Source organism: Butyrivibrio sp. (assembly GCF_015056685.1).
Classification (GTDB): Bacteria; Bacillota; Clostridia; order Lachnospirales; family Lachnospiraceae; genus Butyrivibrio.
On record NZ_SVFW01000011.1, the window covers coordinates 60493 to 83559 of the forward strand.

Consider the following 23067-nt stretch of genomic DNA (forward strand, 5'->3'; position numbering starts at 1 on the left):
CTCCATTAAAACCAATTCCCCTAAATTGGCGCCAGTCTTACATCACCTTCTTTTACAACAAATCTGCTATATTGAACCGGCTTTTTTACTATCATGGACAATTCCCCAATGTTCACGGTAGTACCGGGATAAGCAGTCCCCTCTACAATTACTTCAGCCTCTTTGGCCTCCTGAAGCTTTTCCATCAACTGAGTATATTCCTCGGCATCATTTTCAATGCTTTCAGTTAATGTTTTATTCATATCTATCAGCTTTTTAACACTGGCAACCTGTTCCGGTGAGAACTTGGCACCAGCCTTAAGCATCTTGCTAAATCCATCAATAGTCGGCTTTATACTCTCTATATTTTTCTGCGATAAAGCCATATTTTTCTGAAGTTCTTTTAATCTTACTTTAAGCTGCGGATCAGAGCCCACATCTATTATTGTATTGGCTCCCATTTCTGATCCCAGGATCTTGGCCTGTACTTTATCGGCAGCAATTACCTTTCCACCTGCGATAAAGCCTCTTTTTCCGGTAACATTTACTTCTGTTCCGGATGAAACATTTGAATGAAGGATACATTCACTTGTAACGCTTCCCTTTGCTGTTATTGTAGCATTTTCTATAAACTTTGTAACTACATTTCCGCCGGCAATTATATTTCCGCCCGCTTTTGCTCCGCACTCCAAAATAATGTCAGAGCCTGCCTCAAGTGTTGCGCCTTCAACGATTCCCTTAACAACTATGTTTCCGCCTGCTTTAACAGAAAAATTAGATGCCACAACTCCCTTAACGACAACGCTTCCTTCATAATCTATATTTCCGGTAGCAACATCTACATTTTCAAGGGTAAGAACATCTGAAACAGTAACTTTTCCCTCTTTTACAGTCACATGTCCTGACTTTTCCGCCTTTAATGTCATTTTATCTTCAGATAAAACAGTATTCTTGCCATATTTTATAAATGTTGTCTTAACAGCAGCAGGTTTTATGTTTTCACCATAGATATTTATGCCCGGCTCGCCTAACACTTCTTTGTGGAGAGTTGCCAAAAGATCTCCCTCATTTACGTTGTTTATGAGATTGAGATTAAAATAATCTACGCTTCCATCCTCTTTAAGAGTAGGTTTTGCTCTCAGATTGGTATTGAAATGGTATTCAACTTTTGCGTTTTGTCCCTGCTTAACAGGTTTACCCTGACAGATAAGGATTTCTTTACAGTATTCTCTGTGTTCAAAGAATTTATGTATATTATCAGTCTGTATGCCATAAGAATACTTCCTGTAAGCAAGAGTATCCATAATCTCTTTTTCCGTCAAAAGCTCAGCGCCTTCAGTCGGAGGAAAAAAATAAGCTGTGACAGTCATATGATCCTTGGAAACGTCGAACTTTACGCTTTCTCTTTCCGGAAGAATCTTAGCTTCAGAAATAATGACAACGTCATCCTCTGCTTTTGTCACAGCTTCATTTAACACAACAACATCATATTGAATTTTTCTATCTTCCAGGTAATCACGAACAACATTCACATCCAGAGCTTCATCTCCGTTAGTAGGAGGAAAAACCCTGATTCCTGTGCCATTATCAGTAATTACCAACTGGAAATAACCATGCATATTAAACCATCCTTATCTGGAACTTGTTATTATCCCCAAATAATCACCAAGTTTGTTTCTCATCTTCTGCAGTGCCTTTGTATGAAGCTGCGAAACACGTGATTCTGAAACCTCCAGGACTTCACTTATTTCCTTCAATGTAAGCTCCTCATAGTAATAAAGGAGGATAACTTTCTTTTCTTTATCTGTAAGAAGCTCTAAAGATTCAGCAAGCATCTTCTTGAGCTCTTCTTTTTCAACAGCATCTTCAGGCTTAACAAAGCCTGCGCTGTGATTATTGGCATCTTCAGTAATATCAGCCCCCTGGTCCATAAATTCATTGAGGGATACAACGCCTGTAACCTTCATCTGATTCTGCCAGTTCTGATATTCATCTTCTGAAATATCCATTTTAGCGGCTATTTCAGCATCAGTGGCAACATGGCCACTATCCCTTTCGATCTCTCTGATTGCAGCATCGATCTTTTTCTGACGCTGTCTGATGGTTCTGGGAATCCAGTCCATCTTTCTTATCTGGTCAAGAATTGCACCACGAATACGAAGGCTTGCGTAAGTCTCAAACTTAACATCCTTCATAAGATCAAATTTATCTATAGCATCAATAAGACCAAAAATGCCATAACCTACAAGATCATCATATTCAACATTAAAGCCCAGATACATACTAAGTCTGCCTGCAACAAGTTTAACAAGAGGAGCATATTCCAGAATAAGCTTTTCTCTTATATCAGCAGATTTTGACTTATTATATTCTGTCCATAACTTATTTCTGCCTGCCTCATCCATGCATCAGATCCCCAAATCCTTTTATTTTATAGAATGTCTTTTATTTCTAAAGAATCTGTTTCCTCGCCGTTTTCACCATTTGCCTCTGCTTCCATGGCTGCCCTTGATTCCTCTTCAAGCCTTTCTGCTTCGGCCTTTTCTGCCATAGCCTTCTCATAATTAATTTCAATAAATCTTGTGATCATCTTTTCTGTCAAAAGACCTATCACAAGAAATATAACAACAGTGGCGAAAACAATCACAAACCAATCACCCACAGGATAGTGCTTAAAGTACGTAAAAACTGCAATGACAGCTGTACTTGAAAGCACTATCAGCGGAGTGATCAGCTTTGTATTAAACTTTTTTAATTCATCTTCATTATCGGTATTCATATAATCTTTTCTGGTTTTCCAACAGCTCTGATTACATAGTTACCATTTTCCGGATAAAAAATGACCGTTCTTCCATATGAATCGCCTGTGTCCTGAGCAAGAACCGGAATATTGAGCTCTTTTAACTTTTTTAAAGAAGCTGCAACATTTCTGTCTCCAACCCTCATGGACTGGGATGACGACTGAAACGCAAACATCTGCGCTCCACCTGCAATCTTAGCAACAAGCCTTGTCTTATTGGCTCCCTTTGCTACGATCTGTTTCACCAGTTCTTCAATTCCTGTATCCGCAAATTTAGGAATATTAGAATTGTTCTTAATCTCAGTTGAATCCGGCAGCATAACATGTGCAAGTCCGCCAATCTTGGTTACAGGATCCCTAATTGCAATTCCAACACAGGACCCAAGTCCCAATGTCGTAATTCCGTCAGGGCTGACACAAATATTCAGATCGGCCATTCCAACCTTTATTATTTGACTCATAAGTCGCCCCTTCGTTAAAGTGAAACATCTCCCATTCCAAGTGAAGAGAGAATCTTACTGTAACCATCCATATCAGGTAAAAGAATAAAATATCCGCTAAGCTTAAGTTCATCAAAGAACTGTGTCTCAATAAGCAGGATCTTGTCACCCATCATTCCAAACTGAATAGCAGGAACGCTAAGGATCGCAGCCGCCATATCAATTGCAACATATGGTATAGATGGCACAAGTTTTAGGTTAGTCATCATAGACAGGGAGTTAAGATATGATCCTGTAATGATGTTACCTACTTCTTTTAAGGCCGACATTTCTACCTCATCAAAATCAGCCTCTTCAGGCTTTGCCCCTGTGCCCATAAGTTTATCTACAAGGTGTCTGGCAGCCTGCTTTCCAAGAAGGAACATGATACTTCCATCAATATCTCCTTCTACAGCAAGATAAATACCTGCCATGATCTTTTCAGCTCCGCCCATCAGATCGCCTACATCCTTAAAATCAAGAAGTCTTACCTGAGGAACAGACATATCAACCTTAGTACCTATCATCTGTGCAAGTGCTGTTGTGGCATTTCCTGCACCAATATTACCCAGCTCTTTTAATACGTCAAAGTACTGGCTGGATAAGTTATCCAAACTCATTTCACCCATTAGTTATCCTCCATCAGCTGGCATTTGATGCTTTTTCCTTTGCTTCCTTATCTGAAACAACTGCTTCCAGGTCGAGAATCGAAACCAGGCCACCTTCATAATGGCCAACACCACTTACAAATGAACCATTTGATTTTGCCTTTTTGTCATCATATCTGACCTTCTCAACGTTATTGGAATCGATCGTAAGGACCTGATTAACCTGATCAACAATAATGCCTACCAGATCACCGGAATCTGTCTTGAGGATAATGATCCTGGATTTATTTGTGATCTCATCTTCAGCAAGTCCCATCTTCATGCGAACGCTCATTACAGGAACAATCTCACCACGGATATTGATAACGCCCTTAAGGTACTCATCAACCTGTGGAACTCTTGTGATCTGCTGCATTCTAACAATGTTGTCAATGAATTTGATATTGATGCCATACTGCTCATCATCAATTTTGATAACAATATACTGGATAAGTTCTCCTACATCGGAATTATCTCTAAGTTCGTTCATCTTTATTCTCCTTTACCAACCTTAAGGTTCAAATCAGAAAATAGAATTAGTATCAAGGATAAGAGCAATCTCGCCATCGCCAAGGATTGTAGCACCACTTATCAGTTTGCACTTGTTGGTGTACTTTCCAAGAGGTTTGATAACGATTTCCTGCTGGCCCATGAGTTCATCTATTACAAGACCTGCAAGCTGGTCACCCTTTCTGGCAATAACAACAACCATATCCTCCTCTGGGTTCTTTGTGGACTCAGTATCAAGAACTTCACTAAGTCTGATAAGAGGAAGAACGCTGCCACGAAGATTGATAACTTCCTTATTTTCTACAAACTTGATATCAGAAGGTGAAACATCTTCAATACTCTGAATTGAATCAAGAGGAATAGCGTACTTTTCTTCACCGATGATAACCATGAGAGCCTGAATAATAGCAAGTGTAAGAGGAAGTCTGATAATCCATGTGGATCCTTCTCCAAGTTTTGTCTTAACAGTTACTTCACCTGAAAGGGATTCAACTTTTGACTTAACAACGTCAAGTCCTACACCTCTACCTGAAATTTCAGATACCTGCTTAGCTGTTGAGAAGCCTGGGTGGAACAAGAGCTCTACGCACTGTTTCTCAGTTAAAAGAGCTGCCTGATCAGGAGAAACAACTCCCTTTTCAATGGCCTTATTCTTTACAGCCTCAGCATCAATACCATTACCATCATCACCAACTTCGATAACAACGCTGTTACCATCCTGGAATGCATGAAGGAAAATCTGTCCTACTTCAGGCTTGCCGCGCTGTGCACGAAGTTCTGCAGATTCGATACCATGGTCTGCACTGTTTCTGATAAGATGCATCAGAGGATCACCAATCTCATCTACAACGGTACGGTCCATTTCAGTGTCTTCACCAGTCATGGTAAGTTCCATCTTCTTGCCAAGAGTCTTATTAAGATCTCTGATCATACGAGGGAATTTCTGAAGAACACTCTCAATAGGCACCATTCGAACTTTCATAACTGATTCATGAAGGTTTGTGGTTACACTTTCAAGGTATTCGATCTGTTCATTTACATTTCCGTTGCTAACTCCTGATGTATTTGCCGCTGATATAAGCGAGTTCTTGGCAATGATAAGCTCACTCACAAGATTCATTAATACATCCAGCTTTTCAATATCAACACGGACTGTTCTATTAACAACAGGTTTGCCGACAGGCTTCTTGCCACCGGCACCGCCACCAGTTCCCGCTGCTGCAGGCTTATTCTGTGCAGGTGCTGCAGGTTTCGTTTCTTCAGGCTTACTTGTTGTAGAAGCTTCAGCTGCAGGTGCGGCTTCAGACTTTTCTTCAGCCGGCTTTGCACCACTAGGGTCATATTCGCCGCATTCACAGCCTTCAACCTCAGAAACAGACTTTACAATTTCTTCAACCTTTTCTTTTGACTCATCAGTAATAAGGATCAGGCTGAAAGAAAAATCAAATTTTTCATCTTCAATATCCTGGGTATTAGGCTCAGAAACAGCAATCTCACCAATTTCTTCCAGTCCCTTAAATACAAGAAAACCTCTTGCAGCTTTAAGAATACAGGACTCCTGGATATGTACTGTAACGCCATAGATCTTCTTACCCTGGCTTTTTGCTTCTTCTAATGTGGATTTAACAGACGGATCAAGGCGAATAGCCCTGTAATCCGAAGAACCGTCAGCTCCTTCAGCAGGTCCATCAGCAGGCGCAGCTTCAGCTGCCGGAGCACTTTCTGCAGGCGCAGCAGCTGCAGCAGGTGCTGCTTCCCCGCCACCACCACTTCTGATATCTGCGAGAGCTTTTATGATATCCTTATGTTCATCAGTACCTTCGTCCTGATTCTCGGTGATATTATCAACATATTCCTGAATAGCGTCAAGGCACTGAAGGAGAACATCAATGTCGGCAGATTTTATCTTAATCTTGCCGCCACGAACATCAGAGAAAACATCTTCCATGTCATGAGTAAGATTCTGCATTCTTGTATAGCCCATAGTTCCTGCCATACCCTTCATAGAATGTGCAGAACGGAAGATCTCATTAATGCAATCTTCGTTCTCAGGATCCTGCTCAAGAATCATAATGTTATCATTAAGTGACTGAAGGTGCTCCTTTGCTTCATCGAGAAAGACACTTAGATACTGGGATACATCCATAACTATTTTACCTCCATATTAAAAAAGTGATAGGTCTTTCAAAAGTATAATCTTATTATCGCATACTTTTGAACATATTATCGGCTTTTTGAATGGAGGAATGCAGAAAAAAAACTTAAAGAAGTATTAAAAGAATATGAAATCCCTCAATTCACGCCGACATTCATTATTATTTCCTGGGCTACGTTCTCAAGTTTTACAACCTGATCCACAAGTCCAGCGTTTGCTAGAGCTTTGGGCATTCCATAAACGGTACAGGTACTTTCATCCTGACCGATTACATGAACTTTTTTCTTTGACTTTAAGTTCTTGATTCCTTCTGTTCCGTCAGCACCCATTCCGGTGAGGACCACACAACAAATCTCATCATAATCAGAATCCATTAAAGATTCATACATGAAGTTTGCACAAGGTCTTACACCTTCTCTGGTAGGACCATCAACGTAATGAATTACGCTCTTTGATCCGCTTTTAACTATGTGCATATGCTTGCCGCCTTTTGATATGTAAACACATCCAGGAGCAAGAACATCACCTTCAGCCGCCTCTTTAACAGTTACCTCACTGAGAGAATCAAGTCTTTCAGCAAGAGAGGCTGTAAAGCCTTCCGGCATATGCTGAACAAGAACAACCGGGGTTTTAAGATTTTTAGGAAGTTTTGGAATTACAGACTGAAGAGCTCTTGGACCACCCGTCGATGATGCAATCGCCACAATCCTGTTTCCGGTGATCTTACTTGCGGATTTGCTGACAAGCTCGACAACTTTCCTTGACTCCTTTGCTTCCTCAATGGAGAACGACCTTACAGGCATCGGTGCTCTTGAATTGGCAACCGCCGCAAGGGTATCTATGAAATGCTTGGTGAAATCCTCACCTCTGCATTCAGATGCACGGTCTGGTTTATGAACAAAATCAAGAGCTCCCAGATCAAGCGCATCCATTGTGACCTTGGCACCTTCTTTTGTATCAGTACTGGCCATCATGATCTTAGCTTTGATCTTATTTTTATGAAGCTCTTTTAATAATGTAATACCGTCCATTCTTGGCATGTTGATATCAAGAACGACAGCATCATAACTGTTCTTTTTGAGAAGCTCCAGACCTTCAACTCCATCTTTGGCCTTATCAACCACCTGGAATCTTGAATCTGAATTAATGATATCACTAAGAACAGTTCTCATGAGTGCAGAGTCATCAATAATCAAAATTTTTTTCATAATTAAGTTTGCTTCTTTCTTATTTTTCGTTCTTCTTCGAAGATAAAATGTATGATATCTTCTCTGGAAGTCTCATCAATGTACAGGTACTGAATACGGTGTTCATATAGCCCCGGCCTGTTCTCAAGTTCCTGAACCTTCAGAACATGGCATATCATTTCATACTCGTTTGAACTACCAGCTCCCGGAAGCTTATAGGAACAATAAATAGTATCACCCTCTTCATAGCGGAAATTTGCTACGAATCTAAGTCCTCCTCCACTTATATCTACAACAACGCTTCTCTGAAGCTGAACACCCGGATCAACAAGATATTTTCTGTTATTTTCAAATGCTTCCTTTTCTTCTTGGGAACATAGTCTGGATTTTAACTCCAGAGCGCAACTAAATCTGTAGTATTCGCGTCTCTGTAATTTTTGTAACTCAGAAGTAAGATCCAAGACCAGAATATACATATTGTCGCTTCTATATCTATCGACAATTTTTGAAAAACATTGAAACAATCCTTTAGTACTGTAAAAACAAAGGCTGTACTCTCCATCTACAGGAAGAAGCACCAGTTTACCCTGTTCGAAAGGCATCAGGACTTCAATCCTGTCATCGGATGTAACATCCATAACCTTACTCATATAAATATGTTTGGTTCTGGAATCATCTTCCATCCAGATCTTTCCGGTAGCTTTTAACTCCACTTTTATTCCGGGTGATATATAATCACTGAGCATTAATTAGTTCTCTCCATTCATTGTGTATTTGGTGCACTACCAATAATGTTAGGACCTGCTGAAGGCAATGAACTCAGTTTTCTTCCTGTAATAATATGTGAAAAGAAAGCTGCCATTCCCCTTGGTTTAATAAGTGCGGTATCCGTTGGATTCATAAGCTGTGTTGCAATAGATTCAAATGCCTTTACAGATTTGGCATTTGGATACTGTATTGAAACTGGCGATTGCTGCATCACACTTCTTGATAACATCTGATCCTGGGGTATTGCCCCCATATAAGTTAACGGCAATTTTAAATATCTGGCAACCACAGCATTTAACTTGTTAAAAAGCTGTTGCCCCTCCTCCGCTGATGACACTCTGTTCGATACTACTTTTACTTTAGTATCCTCTTTTGAAAATCGTTGTGACTGATTAAGTGCCTTTAGTAGTGAATAGGAATCAGTTATAGATGTGGGCTCAGGCGTTGTCACAAGTATGATCTCGCCACTTGCAACCAAAAATTCCATAACTGCATCAGATATTCCTGCACCTGTATCTATTATTATTATATCAGCAATTGCGTCAAGTTCCGCAAGATTAACAATAATGTAGACCAGATAATCACGACTAAGGTTATACATGCCGGAAATACCCGAGCCGCCTGAAATAAAGCCAACTCCTTCAGGTCCCCAGGTGATTATGTCTTTTATATTTTTTCCCTGATAGATTAAGTCGCAAAGATTATGTTTTGGAACAGTTCCAAACATGATCTCAATATTAGCAAGTCCAAAATCCGCATCGAGAATTATAACTCTTTTGCCCATTCTCTTGAACTGGATTGCCAGATTTATCGCGACATTTGATTTACCAACACCACCTTTGCCACTTGTAACTGTAATTATCCTGGCAAGAGGTCTGGCGGGCTTATTTGAATTCTTAATAATATTTCTAAGCTGTTGTGCCTGATCCATAAACTACCCCAACAAATTTACTTTCCACCAAGCAAATGCTTTACTATCTTTTGAGCATCAAATATTGCAATATCATCAGGGACATTTTGTCCATTTGTGATATAAGCAACCGGTGCCCCTGTATGCATCCTTACATTGTACAGATTACCCTTAGCCCCGGTTTCATCCATCTTTGTAAAGATCAGTCTGTATGCAACCATTTCTGAATATGCATCAGCTATCTCAATAAGATCCCTGTACTTTGTAGTTGCTGATAAAACAAGGAAATTCTCACATTCAATAATGTCTTCCAAAACTCTGATATAGCTCTCGACGTCCTGCTTAAGTTCATCGTTATGAAGAGAATGTCCGGCCGTATCAACCATGATGTAGTCATAATCCTTGAAATCTTCAGCCGCCTGCTTCATTTCATCTACTGAATAAATTACTCTGAAAGGTATCTCCAAAATCGAAGCATATGTCCGTAGCTGTTCCGCTGCTGCGATTCTGTATGTATCAACTGTCAAAAGAGCTACTTTCTTTTTCTGGGTTACGGAAAGCTCAGATGCGAGTTTTGCAATTGTGGTTGTCTTTCCAACGCCTGTAGGTCCGATAAATATCTCAGCCCTTGGTCCTTCTTTTTCAAGATCGATGGGTTCAGACTTTCCAAATTTAAGAACCATCTTCTGATAGACATTTGCAAGGGCAAAGTCAAAAGGAAGGCCCGGTTTACTTATTTTTTCGACTTCATCAGTAAGCTGATTTACGTATATTTCATCAACTTCATTTTCAATAAGAGTATTGTACAATAATTTGATAAACGATAAGGTTTCTTCGGAAACTGAAGCCTTAGATGAAGGCTTTGCCGAAGTTTCTTCGGAAGGCTCAGAAACAATTTCAGCAGTCTCCTTATCAGTCTTAAGGAAGTTCTTTTCAAGAAGAGAACTTAAGTTATCGAGCTTCTCCTCGATAGCACTGTTATCATCCCTTATGTCTTTATTCTCCCTTACCTTTGTGGCGTTAAGTGTTGCCGAGGCGATAGTATCCCTCTGACTATTCAGGGCATTTTCTCTTTGCGGCGAAAGAGTCCTTACAGCAGGTTTTTCGGGTTCATCCTCCAAAGCAACCGTCACTTCAATTTTTTGAGACTGGAACAAAGAAAGAAAACCTGTCTTTTTCATTGGCCTGACATTCATAACAACAATGTTAGTACCAAGCTCCTTTCTTGCTTCTTCAGTAGCCTCATTCTCAGTTTTTCCAACATACTTTTTGATAATCATATTATGCAGTTACCATCCCCACAGATTGTAATTCAATGTTAGCCTCAACTTCATTATATGAAATAACAACTAAATCCTTATAATAGTCCTCAGTCATCTTCTTAAAGTACATTCTGACTATAGGTGAAGCCATAATGATAGCCTGTTTACCGGCTTCTTCAAGCTTTTTGACCTGTTCGCCAACAGAATTAAGAATCGACTTAGTCCTTGCCGGATCAAGAGTAAGATATGCACCTGTCTCAGTCTGTTTAACACTGCTCATGATCTCCTGTTCTATCTTAGGATCAAGAGTCACGACGCTTGTTGTCTCACCCGGCATAAAGAATTTATTAGAAATTGCTCTCTTTAGTGACTGCCTCACATACTCTGTCAATATATCAGGGTCATGAGTTGATGGAGCAAAATCTGCCAATGTCTCAAAAATTGTAACAAGATCTCTTATGGAAATACCTTCTTTTAGAAGGTTTTGTAATACCTTTTCAATCTCACCAAGACTCATAAGCTTAGGAACAAGTTCATCAACAAGAGCAGGATTGTTTTCTTTTAGATTATCAACGAGATTCTGAACATCCTGTCTCGTCATAAGTTCTGCAATATGTTCTCTTATGATCTCTGTAAGATGTGTAGCTATAATTGACGGAGGATCAACTACTGTATAGCCAAAGCTCTCAGCTCTTTCTCTTTGTCCCTCAGTGATCCATATAGCTGGTAGATGGAAAGATGGCTCAAAGGTCGGAATACCTGTGATCTCATCCTCTACATGCCCTGGATTCATAGCCATGTAATGGTCAAATAAGATCTCGCCATCACTCACCTGTATACCTTTAATTTTAATGATATATTGATTAGGATTCAACTGAATATTATCTCTAAGACGAATTATTGGTACAACAGTTCCAAGTTCAAGTGCAATCTGTCGTCTTATCATTACAACTCGGTCAAGAAGATCTCCTCCCTGATTTACATCAGCAAGCGGTATAATACCGTATCCAAATTCAAGTTCAATAGGGTCAACCTGCAAGAGACTTGTAACGTTTTCTGGTTGTCTTATCTCTTCTGCTGAAGTCTCTTCAGGAGATGTGGCCTCTGTCTCAGTCTGAACCTCTTCAATTGTCTGACTTGCAATTCTTCCAAGAAGTATAAAGCCAGCGCCAAAAGTAACATACAAAAGTGTAGGTAGCGGTGAAAAAATACCAAGTCCTGCAACAACACCTCCAACAAGGTAAAGAGTCTTTGGCATTCCAAAGAGCTGATTTATAAGGACATGGCCAAAATCCGCTTCTTTTGAACCCTTTGTTACAAGAATACCTGTTGACATTGAGATCATAAGGGAAGGAATTGAGCTTACAAGTCCATCACCCATAGTCAGTATTGAATATGTATTAATGGCAGTAGTAACATCCATTCCCATTCTGAGTACGCCCATGGCAATACCGCCAATCAGGTTGACCGCAGTAATTATAAGACCGGCCGTTGAATCTCCCTTAACATACTTGGTAGCACCATCCATAGCGCCAAAGAAGCTTGCTTCTTCCTGTATCTTACTTCTTCTTTCTTTTGCTTCAGCATCTGTTATGGCGCCTGTATTAAGATCGGCATCTATAGCCATCTGTTTACCGGGCATAGCATCAAGTGTAAATCTTGCTGATACTTCAGCTACACGCTCAGAACCTTTGTTGATTACCATGAGCTGAACAATGATTAAAATTACATAGACAATTGCTCCTACAATAAGGTCACCACCACCTACGAATGACCCAAACACTTCTATGACCTGTCCCGCGCTTCCCTGAGTAAGGATAAGTCTTGTAGATGAAACATTCAGAGCAATCCTGAATATTGTGGTAAACAAAAGGATTGTTGGGAAGAATGACATTTGAAGCACTTCTGTTGCGAACATCGCAGTAAACATGATGACAAATGACAAAGACATATCAAATGCCAAAAGTATATCGAGCATCCAGTCTGGAAGGGGAATAATGAGCATTACAATAGCTGCTACGATATAAAGAGCAAGACCATAATCATAGACTCTGTTTTTTATCTTTGATAAATCCATGCCACTATCTCCTTTCCATCAAGTCTTTTTACAAAAAATCTCAAACTTTGCCTTTCAAGTGATAAACATAAGCAAGGACTTCGGCAACTGCCTTATAAAGCTCCGGCGGAACGAGTTCTCCCACTTCAACATTCGCATAAAGCATTCTGGCAAGAGGCTTATTTTCAACGATCTCAACATCATTTTCTCTGGCTATATCTTTTATCCTTTGAGCCAGATAATCTGCGCCTTTGGCTACGACCATAGGTGCATCAGCCTCATTTGCATCATATTTGATCGCTACAGCATAGTGAGTAGGGTTTGTGATAACAACATCCGCTTTAGGAAGGTTCTGCATCATTCTCCTCTGGGAAGCCTGCATCATTCGACGTTTCTGAGCACCTTTGATCTCAGGATTACCTTCGGAATTCTTAAACTCATCCTTTACTTCCTGTTTAGTCATCATCATATCTTTATTAAACTTGCGTCTCTGATATATGAGATCCGCAAAGGCAATTATCATGTACGCAGCAGCAATTCTTAGCCCAAGATCAATAATAAGGTTGCCCATAAGGCCGATTGCCTGCTTTAAGGGAATATCATAGAGCAAAAATAGTGATTCTTTTCGCCCTGAAAAAAACGATATTATCACAATTGCCATAATTCCCAGTTTCAGGATTGATTTAACAAGCTCAAACACTTTTCTTGTTGAAAAGATCTTTTTCATTCCCGAAATAGGATCGAGCTTTGAAAACTTTGGCTGAAGTGGCTTTGTTGTTGGCTTAAAACCAACCTGAACAAAATCACAGATCAGAGCAACAGAAAAACCAACAATAAAAAACGGAGCACATAATAAAAGCAGTGTAAGCATTGCATGTATTACGAGGCTGCTTATATAAGCAATCGGAAGGTACCCATCATAAGTCCTTGCCACATTGGGAATTGAATTATAAACATACTCAAAGGTGTTGCTAAAGATCTCACCCATAAATCCATAGACGAATCTCAGGATTATAAAAAGTGCTAAAAGGCTAAAGGCTGTAGCAACTTCCTGGCTCTTTGCAACCTGTCCTTCTTTTCTGGCATCATCAAGTTTTTTCGCAGTAGGCTGTTCGGTCTTTTCAGCACCGTTTGCATCTTCTGCAAAAAACTGAAGATCATATGCAATTAGTAAAGGCTTAAATTCAGCCGCTTTGCATACTGTATACAAATTCGTTCATCAACTCCTTGATATTTATATAAATATAATTGGATGCGTCGCCCAGCATAATGACCGTAATGAGCATTACAGAGAGCCCGATCACTATTTTTATCTGAATACCGACAGAGAACATATTCATCTGCGGTGATACTTTCGCTAAAATTCCAAGAACAACGTTCGTTATAAAGGTAATGATAAATATTGGAAGTGCTATCCTGAAACCAATCACTATGTAATCCCTAAGGAAAGCTGTAACAGCACTTAGCATTCTGTCAGAATTGATAACAATTCCGTTTACAGGTATCAGGGTAAAAGAATCTGCTAAAGCCTTTAAGATAAAGTGATACATACCTGACAGAATAAGCATCATTGTAAGGACCTGCGAATAAAATGTACCTGTAATAGTCGACTGCTCATTTGTATTAGGATCAAACAGATTCACCATGGAAAGTCCTATCTGCATATCTACTATTGTGCCGGCAAAATTAACTATAAGTGTGGAAAGCTGCACTGCATATCCAAGCAAAAATCCTGCCATAACCTCTTTTAACACAATTACTGTATACCCGATAAGTGTATGATAATCCGGAGGGACAACAGGAACTGCCCCATAGATAAGTATTGAGAGTAAGAGTCCAAAACCTATCTTAACAAGATTAGGCGACTGCCTGCCTCCGAAGAAGGGACATACAAATATAAAGCTCGTAATCCTGACAAACACCAGTAGAAATATTTCAAGATCGCCATAACTAAAGGAGTAATCTATCATGTAATCCCTCTATCTCACATATTTTGAAAAATCTGACCATAGATTAATGATATAGCCCGATAATTCTGTAAGCATCCAGTTTCCAATGAGCATGATCATCACAAACACTCCAACAACTTTTGGTACAAACGTAAGAGTCTGCTCCTGAATAGAGGTTACAGTCTGAAAGATTGAAATAACCAGACCGATGATCATAGATGTTAAAAGAACCGGCAGTGACATTTTGATCACAAGAAAAAGCGCGCTGTTCATGATTGTATTTATATCTGATAATGTGATCATAAAAACGCCTCCTTTTTAATAAAATGACTTGACCAGATTACCAATAATAAGGCTCCATCCATCCGCCAGTACAAATAAAAGAACTTTAAATGGCATCGAAATTGTGGTAGGTGGAAGCATCATCATACCCATACTCATAAGTACCGATGCAACAACCATGTCAATAACAATGAACGGTATATAGATTAAAAAGCCTATGATAAATGCTGTTCGAAGTTCACTTACTATAAAACTCGGAATAAGAACAACATTTGGAATACTGTCCAGTTCTCCGTCCCACTCAATCCCATCTATCTGCATGAAGAGAAGAACATCTTTTTTCTGAGTCTGACCATACATAAACTGCCTGAAAGGCTTCATTGCTGTCTCAAAAAATTCAGTCTGGTCCATCTGTCCATCTTCAAAAGGAATTACCGCCGTATTATAAGCTTCAGTCAATGTTGGCTGCATTATAAAAAGCGTCATAAACAAAGCAATCCCAATCATCACCAGGTTTGGGGGCGATGTTTGGGTACCAATGGCAGTTCGTGTAAAATGCAGTGCAACAATGATCCTTGTAAAAGAAGTCATCATTACAAGGAGCGTCGGTGCCAGCGAAAGAAGCGTCAAAGTAATAAGAATTCGCAGAGCGCCATTAACAGAACCATTGCCGTTATCATATGTAACAGTAACAGTATTTGCTATATTCAGCTTTTGCAAATCATCAGGATCTTCTGATGCTCCCGGAGGATTGATATTAGTTCTCTCTTCCTCTGAGCCTGTAAGATATGAATCCCTGTCTGTAGTTGGATCTGTGGGCTCAGTATCAATTATTACTTCTTCAGTGGCTTTAGCTGTTATGGGAATAGAAAAAGAAATAAAAGAAATCAGTGCAATAGAAACTAAAGCAGCTATTATCCCTCTTTTTACGCTGCTCTTTCGGTTAGTTATTATATTCCCATCTCCCCGTCTTTTTGTCATTTACTTTTTATCTCGCTTTTGAATTTGTCAAATATCTCCTTAAAGCTGGCGCTGTGGTCTTCACCATCTGCCAGCTTAAGGGAATCCTTGTCAACTTCGCAAAGAGCCGTTATTTCATCTTTTCCAACGGCAATAGCCATATACTTGTCTCCAAGTCTGACTATCTGTATGTATTTATTAGTCGTAATTCTTCCTGTTTCGATTATTTCAATATTGCCAAAAGAATTTTTCTCCTTCTGATAACCGGCAAGATACCTTGTAACAAAATAGGTAGCCACCAGTACTACAATAAAAATAATGAGAACAGAAATAAACTGGATGTAAGAATCTGCCGTCATTTTTTATCCTACTGAACAATTTCGGTCACACGCACACCAAAACTTTCTTCAATAACTACAACTTCGCCTTTAGCTACAAACTTACCATTTACGAGAACATCCACAGGTTCACCGGCAACTTTATCAAGCTCTATAATGGTTCCCGGAGCAAAATCAAGGATATCAGCTATAGGTTTTGCTGTTCTTCCAAGTTCTACAGTAACTTCAAGCGGAACATCCTTGATGATTCCTATGTTTTCTCCACCTGCCATAATGGTTGTACCACCGGAAAAATTCTGGAACTGAGCAGGCTGGATATTCATATTCATCATCTGCGGAGCCATCATTGGCATACCCATTTGAGGCATACCCATCTGCGGCATTCCCATCATTGGCTGGCCCTGCATCATAGACGGATCCATCTGTGACATTCCTGCAGCTGGCGCAGGTGCTGGTTGTGGAGCCGGAGCTGGAGCCGGTTCCGGTGCAGGAGCTGGAGCCTCTGCTTCGCCACCTGCATCACCTGAAATAACAGTATCCTTAAGAGTTTTTGCAAAATCTATAGGATATAACTGCATCAGGGTTGAATCTACAAGGTCTCCGACCTGCATCTTGAAAGAGATCTTTACGAATGTTCCTGTAAGGAATTCAGCAATATCAGAAGGATCATCATTGATCATATCAAGAAGGGTTGCCTGTGGCGGGCTGATATCTACCTTCTGGTTGATCATTGTAGAAAGAGACGTGGCAGCAGCACCCATCATCTGGTTCATTGCTTCAGAAATGGCTGACAGCTGCAGTTCACCAATCTCTCCATCAGTATTTGTACCATCACCGCCCATCATAAGGTCAGTGATGACCATAACATCATGTTCCTTAAGAATAAGGATATTGGTGCCATCAAGACCTACCGTATATTTTATCTGAATAAATACGCAAGGTCTCTCATAGTTGTTGATCACATTTTCCCAGTTAGCCAACTCAACCTGGGGCGTAGTGATATTAACCTTCTGATTTACAAGGGAATACAGCGTTGTTGCTGAAGATCCCATGCTGATGTTAGCCACTTCACCAATAGCATCTTTTTCAGAATCAGTAAGTAGTGACTCATCAATTGTACTGCCTCCAACTGGTGGCGTTGCAGCAGCTGCTTCTGCTGGTGCATCTCCCCCGGAATCGGCAGGAGCGTCCGCTGGTGCATCTGAGCCGCCTGAAGTATCCATTCCGGCTAGCAAAGCATTAATTTCGTCCTGAGACAACATTCCATCCATGCTCCTACTCTTCCTCCTCTCTCACAACTGACGTTATCCTGACAGCATATTTGTCTTTTGCCGTTCCCGGTAACGCAGTAAATTTAAATATATTGCCTACATATATCTGCATATCCGTATTAACTCTATTGTCGAGCCTTATAATGTCTCCAGCCTGAAGATGAACAAAATCGCTTACCGATACATTACATCTTCCAAGAATAGCTTTGACCGGAACATCAACATGCTTGACCATGGTTTCAAGCGTATCCTGATAATCCTCATCATTATTTTTCTGCATTGTAGAGAACCAGAACTTGGTATTGAGCTTGTCCATTACACTCTCTAATGTGAAATATGGAAGACAGACATTCATAAGACCTTCCGTATCACCAATCTTTATATTAAGAGTGACAATGGCGATCATATCTGTAGGAGAAATAACCTGGGCAAATTGAGGGTTTGTCTCAATTCTCTCCATTACAGGATTTATAGCTACAACGCTTTGCCACGGTTCAACCATAAGCTGCATGCAAATGGTAACAAGCTTTTCTATAAGCGGCATCTCTATATCAGTAAATGGTCTTGGCTTATCAAGGGTTCCGCCTTGGCCTCCAAGCATTCTGTCGATAAAAGAAAAGCCTATATTAGCCTGGAGCTCCAATATAATAGTTCCCTGAAGAGGCAAAAAAGATATGACGCCTAAAATAACAGGATTTGAAAGCGCATTACTAAATTCCGAATATGTAACGGTCTCAGAGTTAGCAACTGATACCGATACATTTTTTCTCAAATACAAAGGTAATGTAGTTGATAACAGTCTTCCATAATGCTCGTAGATCATCTCCAAGGTTCGAAGGTGCTCTTTGGAGAACTTGGCAGGACGTTTAAAGTCATAATCCTTGACTTTCTTTTCGTCAGCTGCCTGCATCTGATCCACATCAAGTTCACCGCTAGATAGCGCTGCCAACAGACCATCTATTTCACTTTGTGACAGTACTTCACTCAAAATGGATCTCCTTTCTCAGTAGTTTAGTGTTAGATTTTTTAGTTTACTGATAAATTGCTGTTATACTTACGTCATAGATAAAGTTAGAACCATAGAGTTCCTGAATTGCCTCTATAACTTCATCTTTTGCAGGCTGTATATCGCTCTGAAGTTCTTCCATAGTCTTACTTGAAAGAATGTCTATAACCTTTGCCTTTATCAGATCATTCATGCTGGCTATAGATTCTGAAGTTCCATAGGTTGCATAATCTGCTGAAGCTGTGTTCATAGAAAAGAGAACTTCCGCAACCATATAATGTGCTTTTCCATCTGCTCCAGGTTTCAAGCTGATTGTAAGGCTGTTGTCTCCGGTAAATCCAAAGGTTGCAAGATTTGCAACACCAACTGTGCCTGATGCGGATCCAGAGAACCCTCCGCCTGCTCCGCCACTTGCCTCAAGTTCCAGGGCAGCAGCTATATCCGAAATAAGCTTTGCTGTCTGTGAATTTGTAGTCATAACGCTAAGAAGCATAAATCCATTCATAGCCAGATTAACTACAAGAAGTGCCAAAATAATAATGGATAATAAATTCTTTTTCATTTAAAGGTATCCCCCTCTTAATAAGATGCACTTAATGGATTGTATATCTTAATCTCAACTCTTCTGTTTCGGGCTCTTCCTTCATCAGTCGAGTTATCTGCAATAGGGTCATATTCACCACGCCCTGTATGAACAATATTTGATGGGTCAAGAGTTGTGTTTTCACAAAGGTAGTTAAATATCGCAAGGGCTCTTCCTGATGAAAGTTCATCATTGTTTGCATATTTTCCGCCGGATGACATTGGAACATTGTCTGTATGACCTTCTATATCTATAGTTCCTCCGGCATAGGTTTCAAGTATCTGCCCTACTTTCTCAAGGACAGGAATTACGTCCTCTTTTATTGCCGTTTTGCCTGAATCAAACAGAATTGATCCCTGGATAGTAAGCTGAACATATTGGCTGGTATAGTTAAGGGATACTTCATTTTCAATTTCTCCCTCTTCCAGGGCTTGTTCTATTTTTTCTGCAAGCTTTTGAGAAGCTTCCATCTGAGCTTCTTCTGCCGCTTCCATAAGCTCTTCCTCGTCCATATTGCCCACATCAGCCTGGTCTGAATCGGAATCATCTCCGGTCTGTGCAAGACCCATGGATGTGATATAACTCGAAAGTTCAGTCAGCTGCGAAACACCATCGCCTACAAGTGCTCCCTGCCCAAGTGCCATTTCACCGCCATCAAAAATACCAAAAGCCGAACTGAATGATGCAGCTACTTCTTCAAACTTGGCCGCGTCCATTGTTGCCATTGAGAACAGCAAAACGAAGAAACAAAGAAGCAGGTTCATCAGATCGCCGAAGGTACCCTGCCAGGCCGGTAGTCCTGGTTTTATTTCCTCAGGTTTCTTAGCCATTATTCTCCTCCATCACCTGAACCATTTTCTGCTTCATAAGCTGCTCTGTCACTAGGTGACAGGAATGATTTAAGCTTTTCTTCTGTAACACGAGGGTTTTCTCCTGCCTGTATAGACAAAAGTCCCTCAATAATAATACTTTTTGCCATGTACTCGGCATTATCTCTGGCTTTTAATTTATTCTCAGCAGGATAACAGAACCAGTTCGCAAGAACCGATCCATAGAATGTTGTGATCAAGGCAACCGCCATGGACGGTCCGATAGATGAAGGGTCAGACATGTTCTGGAGCATAAGAACCAGTCCAAGAAGCGTTCCGATCATACCCCAGGAAGGACCCATGCCGGCAACATCAGCAAAGAAAGAATAATTTTCCTTGTGTCTCTCAGACATGGCATCAATTTCAGCTTCCAAAATACTTTTTACAAGTTCAGGCTCAGTACCATCTACAATAAGACCAACGCCTTTTTTCATAAATGCATCTTCCAGATTGCTTGCTGCTTCCTCAAGTGCAAGAAGTCCTTCTTTACGAGCTGTATTTGAAAGATCGATAATCTGTTTTATTGTGCCCTTAGTGTCATCAGTGGGCATTTTATAAATTAGGGTGTAAGATTTCAGACCATTAATAAAGCTTGGCATGCTTCTCGACGCCAAAACCGCCATGAGTGCTCCACCGAATGTGATCATCGCCGAAGGAGCATCAAGGAAGTGTACGACGCCGGTGATACCAGCTGAAAAGACAATACTCAGAATCATGAAAACAAAACAAAGACCAACACCAAGTAATGAAGCAATATCCATACTGTTTTCCCCTTCATATAAATATTAGATACCAGTCATATGCCGTTTAACTGATATGTTTTGCTGCAACATTAAAAGCTTAGTTTTCTATAATCTTATATATATCTTCAGGAGATTCCCTGACTATTAACTTTCTGCCACTGCGCAATATGATCACAGTGTCAGGGGTAGCTTCTACCGTTTCTATGGAAGAAACATTTAAAAGAAATTTCCTCGTATCCATTTTTGTTAGTTCAATAATACTTTTAGACATCTATTCCCCCGTCAATATCTAAAAATTTCATTATTTCAAAAAATTTCACTATTTTCTGAAATTTTATTTCTAACTACATATATTTTACCACTTTTAGTGTACCAATACTCATATTTTTGTTCACATTTTAGACATATTTGCAAATTAATTACACTTATTATCGATAATTATGAAATTATTTTGCGTTATGCCATCACACATTATTAACAAATACACATTCGCATAGTTACACAACATATAGTGGTAATAAAATAATTGTAGCACAACATTTTTATTAATAACAGTATCTTTTAAAAAATCACGCTCTGTTTAGCGTTTTTTCACTATCGTTTATTTGCAAACTCGCATCACTCCTGGCTTCATAAAATAGTGCCTCACATAAGTGGCGCTGCCAACCTCAAAAGAAGCTGTCCAAACCTAAGAAATGCTCCCCTGCCTTTTGAATAATATTCAGTAACATCCTTTGATTCCTTAAATATTTGCTCAAAATCTTCCTTCGTGTCCTTAACTGCTTTGCAATCAGCATAAAGACAGCCATTTTCGAAATGATGGTATAGACTTCTATAATCAAGATTGATTGTTCCGCAGGTTGCTGCAAAATCATCGCAGATACTCATTTTAGCGTGACAAAATCCCGGAGAATACTCATATATTCGTACGCCATTTTTAGCAAGCGCATTGTAATAAGACCTTGTAACGCTGTAAACAATCTTTTTGTCAGGAATTCCGGGAGTTACTATTCTGACATCAACGCCTCTTTTGGCTGCAAGAGAAAATGCATGTATCATCTCTTCAGTAATGATAAGGTAAGGCGTAATGTACCAGACATAGTCTTTGGCCATGTTAGCCATACTCATGTATACTTCCTCTCCAACCTGCTCTTTATCCATTGGGCTATCAGCAAAAGGTGCTATAAATCCATTTTCAAGGGCCTTGTAATTATTATTTTTCAGATATTTGTCAAAAGTAACATCATCTATGTCATTTTCTTTTATCGCATTCCACATCTCAAGAAATGTCACGGTAAGTGACTTTACTGCGTCGCCGCAAAGCTTTATTCCTGTGTCCTTCCAATATCCAAAGGGCTCAGATACATGAAAATACTCATTTGCAATGTTATAGCCACCTGTGTAGCCTATTTTTCCATCAATTACTGTAATTTTCCTATGATCTCTATTATTAAGAAAAAGATTTAAACCCGGTGCAAAAGGATTGAATACTCTTGCCCGAATTCCCTTCGCCCGCAGCCTTTTAACAAAATCAGTAGTTACAAAGCCTATACTGCCCATGTCATCATAGAAAACTCTGACCTCAACACCCTCTTTTACCTTTTGCTCAAGAATATCCTGAATGCTATGCCAGCTTTCAGCATCCTCAATAGCATGATATTCCATAAAAATGAATTTTTTTGCATTCAATAACTCTCTTTTTTGGTCCTCAATTCCCTTTAGAGCATCATCAAAATATGTGATATCAGTATTTTGATAGACCGGATAACCTGCATATTCTTTTAGATAATGCGTAATATTTGCCACATATGGATTTCTTTCTTTAAGGCTCATCTGCACATCGCTGTTATCCGGCAAAAGAGGCAGCAGTATATTATCTATGTTCTCATAGCGCTTTCGCATCTTTTTTGTGCCACCGTTATAACCAACAAGAAAATAAAAAACTATACCCGCAACAGGAAGTACAAGGATCATCATGATCCATGGCATTTTTATGGATGCTGTCTGGTTCTTAGAGTAAATACCCAGAACAACAAAGAAGCTTATAAGAGAAAAAAATACTGATACCCAATGCCATGTATTATTAAGCCAAATAACACCGCAAACAATGATCAGCGCATTAAGTATTACTGAAAGCACCGCAATGACCATTCTAAATACACCATTTTTAACTGCAGCTTTTTTCTCTATAGTTAACTTCTTCGCTTCGCTCATACAAAAAATGCCTCCTTGTCTCTTTTATATGTATAAAATAATTATAGCAATTTTTAATTAACAGTTAAAAGAAAGATAATAACGAAATAGGCCCCGCCG

24 protein-coding genes are annotated in these 23067 nt (G+C 39.7%); all 24 read right to left on the bottom strand.

What is annotated here, in order from left to right; translation table 11 throughout:
- Nucleotides 1-20 precede the first annotated feature (20 nt).
- Nucleotides 21-1598, bottom strand: a complete 1578-nt coding sequence (locus E7303_RS05630) for a DUF342 domain-containing protein (protein ID WP_292144235.1) — start codon at nucleotides 1596-1598, stop codon at nucleotides 21-23.
- Nucleotides 1599-1610: 12 nt separating this feature from the next.
- Entirely contained in the window at nucleotides 1611-2384 is a 774-nt protein-coding gene (locus E7303_RS05635) for a FliA/WhiG family RNA polymerase sigma factor (RefSeq protein ID WP_022773925.1), read from the bottom strand.
- 26 nt (nucleotides 2385-2410) lie between these two features.
- Nucleotides 2411-2758, bottom strand: coding sequence for a hypothetical protein (locus E7303_RS05640; protein WP_292144236.1), 348 nt, complete (start codon nucleotides 2756-2758; stop codon nucleotides 2411-2413).
- Nucleotides 2755-3240 (bottom strand): chemotaxis protein CheD, encoded by a 486-nt coding sequence (locus E7303_RS05645; protein WP_292144237.1) that lies wholly within the window; start codon nucleotides 3238-3240, stop codon nucleotides 2755-2757. The genes E7303_RS05640 and E7303_RS05645 overlap by 4 nt, the downstream gene beginning before the upstream one ends.
- A gap of 14 nt (nucleotides 3241-3254) precedes the next feature.
- Nucleotides 3255-3887 carry a chemotaxis protein CheC gene (locus tag E7303_RS05650; protein ID WP_022773920.1) on the bottom strand — a complete coding sequence of 211 codons (633 nt, stop codon included), beginning with the start codon at nucleotides 3885-3887 and terminating at the stop codon, nucleotides 3255-3257.
- 13 nt (nucleotides 3888-3900) lie between these two features.
- The gene (locus E7303_RS05655) at nucleotides 3901-4395 is read right to left on the bottom strand and encodes a chemotaxis protein CheW (protein ID WP_292144238.1); all 495 of its coding nucleotides are present in this window, start codon (nucleotides 4393-4395) and stop codon (nucleotides 3901-3903) included.
- Nucleotides 4396-4428: 33 nt separating this feature from the next.
- Nucleotides 4429-6561: a chemotaxis protein CheA gene (locus E7303_RS05660; RefSeq protein WP_292144239.1), complete on the bottom strand. Its 2133-nt coding sequence runs from the start codon at nucleotides 6559-6561 to the stop codon at nucleotides 4429-4431.
- A gap of 146 nt (nucleotides 6562-6707) precedes the next feature.
- Nucleotides 6708-7778, bottom strand: a complete 1071-nt coding sequence (locus tag E7303_RS05665) for a protein-glutamate methylesterase/protein-glutamine glutaminase (protein ID WP_292144240.1) — start codon at nucleotides 7776-7778, stop codon at nucleotides 6708-6710.
- A 2-nt stretch (nucleotides 7779-7780) separates the two neighbouring features.
- Nucleotides 7781-8503, bottom strand: a complete 723-nt coding sequence (locus E7303_RS05670) for a flagellar brake protein (protein WP_022773914.1) — start codon at nucleotides 8501-8503, stop codon at nucleotides 7781-7783.
- Nucleotides 8504-8520: 17 nt separating this feature from the next.
- The gene (locus E7303_RS05675; RefSeq protein ID WP_292144241.1) at nucleotides 8521-9456 is read right to left on the bottom strand and encodes a MinD/ParA family protein; all 936 of its coding nucleotides are present in this window, start codon (nucleotides 9454-9456) and stop codon (nucleotides 8521-8523) included.
- Between the two features lie 17 nt (nucleotides 9457-9473).
- Nucleotides 9474-10715 (bottom strand): flagellar biosynthesis protein FlhF, encoded by a 1242-nt coding sequence (gene flhF / locus E7303_RS05680; protein WP_292144242.1) that lies wholly within the window; start codon nucleotides 10713-10715, stop codon nucleotides 9474-9476.
- 1 nt (nucleotide 10716) lies between these two features.
- Nucleotides 10717-12774 (bottom strand): flagellar biosynthesis protein FlhA, encoded by a 2058-nt coding sequence (gene flhA, locus E7303_RS05685; RefSeq protein WP_292144243.1) that lies wholly within the window; start codon nucleotides 12772-12774, stop codon nucleotides 10717-10719.
- A gap of 40 nt (nucleotides 12775-12814) precedes the next feature.
- Nucleotides 12815-13963 (bottom strand): flagellar biosynthesis protein FlhB, encoded by a 1149-nt coding sequence (gene flhB, locus E7303_RS05690; protein ID WP_292144244.1) that lies wholly within the window; start codon nucleotides 13961-13963, stop codon nucleotides 12815-12817.
- Entirely contained in the window at nucleotides 13938-14723 is a 786-nt protein-coding gene (fliR, locus tag E7303_RS05695; protein ID WP_292144245.1) for a flagellar biosynthetic protein FliR, read from the bottom strand. Before fliR ends, flhB begins: the two co-directional genes overlap by 26 nt.
- A gap of 9 nt (nucleotides 14724-14732) precedes the next feature.
- Nucleotides 14733-15005, bottom strand: a complete 273-nt coding sequence (gene fliQ, locus E7303_RS05700; protein ID WP_022773904.1) for a flagellar biosynthesis protein FliQ — start codon at nucleotides 15003-15005, stop codon at nucleotides 14733-14735.
- A 15-nt stretch (nucleotides 15006-15020) separates the two neighbouring features.
- Nucleotides 15021-15965, bottom strand: a complete 945-nt coding sequence (fliP, locus tag E7303_RS05705; RefSeq protein ID WP_292144246.1) for a flagellar type III secretion system pore protein FliP — start codon at nucleotides 15963-15965, stop codon at nucleotides 15021-15023.
- Nucleotides 15962-16303, bottom strand: a complete 342-nt coding sequence (locus E7303_RS05710; protein ID WP_292144247.1) for a flagellar biosynthetic protein FliO — start codon at nucleotides 16301-16303, stop codon at nucleotides 15962-15964. The genes fliP and E7303_RS05710 overlap by 4 nt, the downstream gene beginning before the upstream one ends.
- Before the next feature lie 8 nt (nucleotides 16304-16311).
- Complete coding sequence (fliY, locus tag E7303_RS05715) at nucleotides 16312-17553, bottom strand: flagellar motor switch phosphatase FliY (protein WP_292144248.1); 1242 nt, start codon at nucleotides 17551-17553, stop codon at nucleotides 16312-16314.
- Between the two features lie 4 nt (nucleotides 17554-17557).
- Nucleotides 17558-18541 (bottom strand): flagellar motor switch protein FliM, encoded by a 984-nt coding sequence (gene fliM, locus E7303_RS05720; protein WP_292144249.1) that lies wholly within the window; start codon nucleotides 18539-18541, stop codon nucleotides 17558-17560.
- 43 nt (nucleotides 18542-18584) lie between these two features.
- Nucleotides 18585-19121 (bottom strand): flagellar basal body-associated FliL family protein, encoded by a 537-nt coding sequence (locus tag E7303_RS05725; RefSeq protein ID WP_292144250.1) that lies wholly within the window; start codon nucleotides 19119-19121, stop codon nucleotides 18585-18587.
- A 17-nt stretch (nucleotides 19122-19138) separates the two neighbouring features.
- Complete coding sequence (locus E7303_RS05730; RefSeq protein WP_292144251.1) at nucleotides 19139-19972, bottom strand: OmpA/MotB family protein; 834 nt, start codon at nucleotides 19970-19972, stop codon at nucleotides 19139-19141.
- On the bottom strand, nucleotides 19972-20772 hold the full coding sequence (locus E7303_RS05735; protein ID WP_292144252.1) for a motility protein A: 801 nt from the start codon (nucleotides 20770-20772) through the stop codon (nucleotides 19972-19974). The genes E7303_RS05730 and E7303_RS05735 overlap by 1 nt, the downstream gene beginning before the upstream one ends.
- A 79-nt stretch (nucleotides 20773-20851) precedes the next feature.
- Nucleotides 20852-21025, bottom strand: coding sequence for a flagellar FlbD family protein (locus E7303_RS05740; protein WP_022773891.1), 174 nt, complete (start codon nucleotides 21023-21025; stop codon nucleotides 20852-20854).
- A 374-nt stretch (nucleotides 21026-21399) separates the two neighbouring features.
- On the bottom strand, nucleotides 21400-22968 hold the full coding sequence (gene cls, locus E7303_RS05745; protein ID WP_292144253.1) for a cardiolipin synthase: 1569 nt from the start codon (nucleotides 22966-22968) through the stop codon (nucleotides 21400-21402).
- Between the last annotated feature and the right edge of the window lie 99 nt (nucleotides 22969-23067).

Coding starts and splice junctions, on each gene's coding strand:
- E7303_RS05660 (WP_292144239.1), bottom strand. CDS start 6,561: ATGGATGTATCCCAGTATCTAAGTGTCTTTCTCGATGAAGCAAAGGAG.
- E7303_RS05630 (WP_292144235.1), bottom strand. CDS start 1,598: ATGCATGGTTATTTCCAGTTGGTAATTACTGATAATGGCACAGGAATC.
- E7303_RS05710 (WP_292144247.1), bottom strand. CDS start 16,303: ATGACGGCAGATTCTTACATCCAGTTTATTTCTGTTCTCATTATTTTT.
- E7303_RS05645 (WP_292144237.1), bottom strand. CDS start 3,240: ATGAGTCAAATAATAAAGGTTGGAATGGCCGATCTGAATATTTGTGTC.
- fliR (WP_292144245.1), bottom strand. CDS start 14,723: ATGATAGATTACTCCTTTAGTTATGGCGATCTTGAAATATTTCTACTG.
- flhA (WP_292144243.1), bottom strand. CDS start 12,774: ATGGATTTATCAAAGATAAAAAACAGAGTCTATGATTATGGTCTTGCT.
- E7303_RS05725 (WP_292144250.1), bottom strand. CDS start 19,121: ATGAAAAAGAATTTATTATCCATTATTATTTTGGCACTTCTTGTAGTT.
- E7303_RS05740 (WP_022773891.1), bottom strand. CDS start 21,025: ATGTCTAAAAGTATTATTGAACTAACAAAAATGGATACGAGGAAATTT.
- E7303_RS05655 (WP_292144238.1), bottom strand. CDS start 4,395: ATGAACGAACTTAGAGATAATTCCGATGTAGGAGAACTTATCCAGTAT.
- E7303_RS05650 (WP_022773920.1), bottom strand. CDS start 3,887: ATGGGTGAAATGAGTTTGGATAACTTATCCAGCCAGTACTTTGACGTA.
- E7303_RS05640 (WP_292144236.1), bottom strand. CDS start 2,758: ATGAATACCGATAATGAAGATGAATTAAAAAAGTTTAATACAAAGCTG.
- fliP (WP_292144246.1), bottom strand. CDS start 15,965: ATGACAAAAAGACGGGGAGATGGGAATATAATAACTAACCGAAAGAGC.
- E7303_RS05675 (WP_292144241.1), bottom strand. CDS start 9,456: ATGGATCAGGCACAACAGCTTAGAAATATTATTAAGAATTCAAATAAG.
- fliY (WP_292144248.1), bottom strand. CDS start 17,553: ATGGATGGAATGTTGTCTCAGGACGAAATTAATGCTTTGCTAGCCGGA.
- E7303_RS05665 (WP_292144240.1), bottom strand. CDS start 7,778: ATGAAAAAAATTTTGATTATTGATGACTCTGCACTCATGAGAACTGTT.
- E7303_RS05635 (WP_022773925.1), bottom strand. CDS start 2,384: ATGGATGAGGCAGGCAGAAATAAGTTATGGACAGAATATAATAAGTCA.
- cls (WP_292144253.1), bottom strand. CDS start 22,968: ATGAGCGAAGCGAAGAAGTTAACTATAGAGAAAAAAGCTGCAGTTAAA.
- E7303_RS05730 (WP_292144251.1), bottom strand. CDS start 19,972: ATGGCTAAGAAACCTGAGGAAATAAAACCAGGACTACCGGCCTGGCAG.
- fliQ (WP_022773904.1), bottom strand. CDS start 15,005: ATGATCACATTATCAGATATAAATACAATCATGAACAGCGCGCTTTTT.
- flhF (WP_292144242.1), bottom strand. CDS start 10,715: ATGATTATCAAAAAGTATGTTGGAAAAACTGAGAATGAGGCTACTGAA.
- E7303_RS05735 (WP_292144252.1), bottom strand. CDS start 20,772: ATGGATATTGCTTCATTACTTGGTGTTGGTCTTTGTTTTGTTTTCATG.
- E7303_RS05670 (WP_022773914.1), bottom strand. CDS start 8,503: ATGCTCAGTGATTATATATCACCCGGAATAAAAGTGGAGTTAAAAGCT.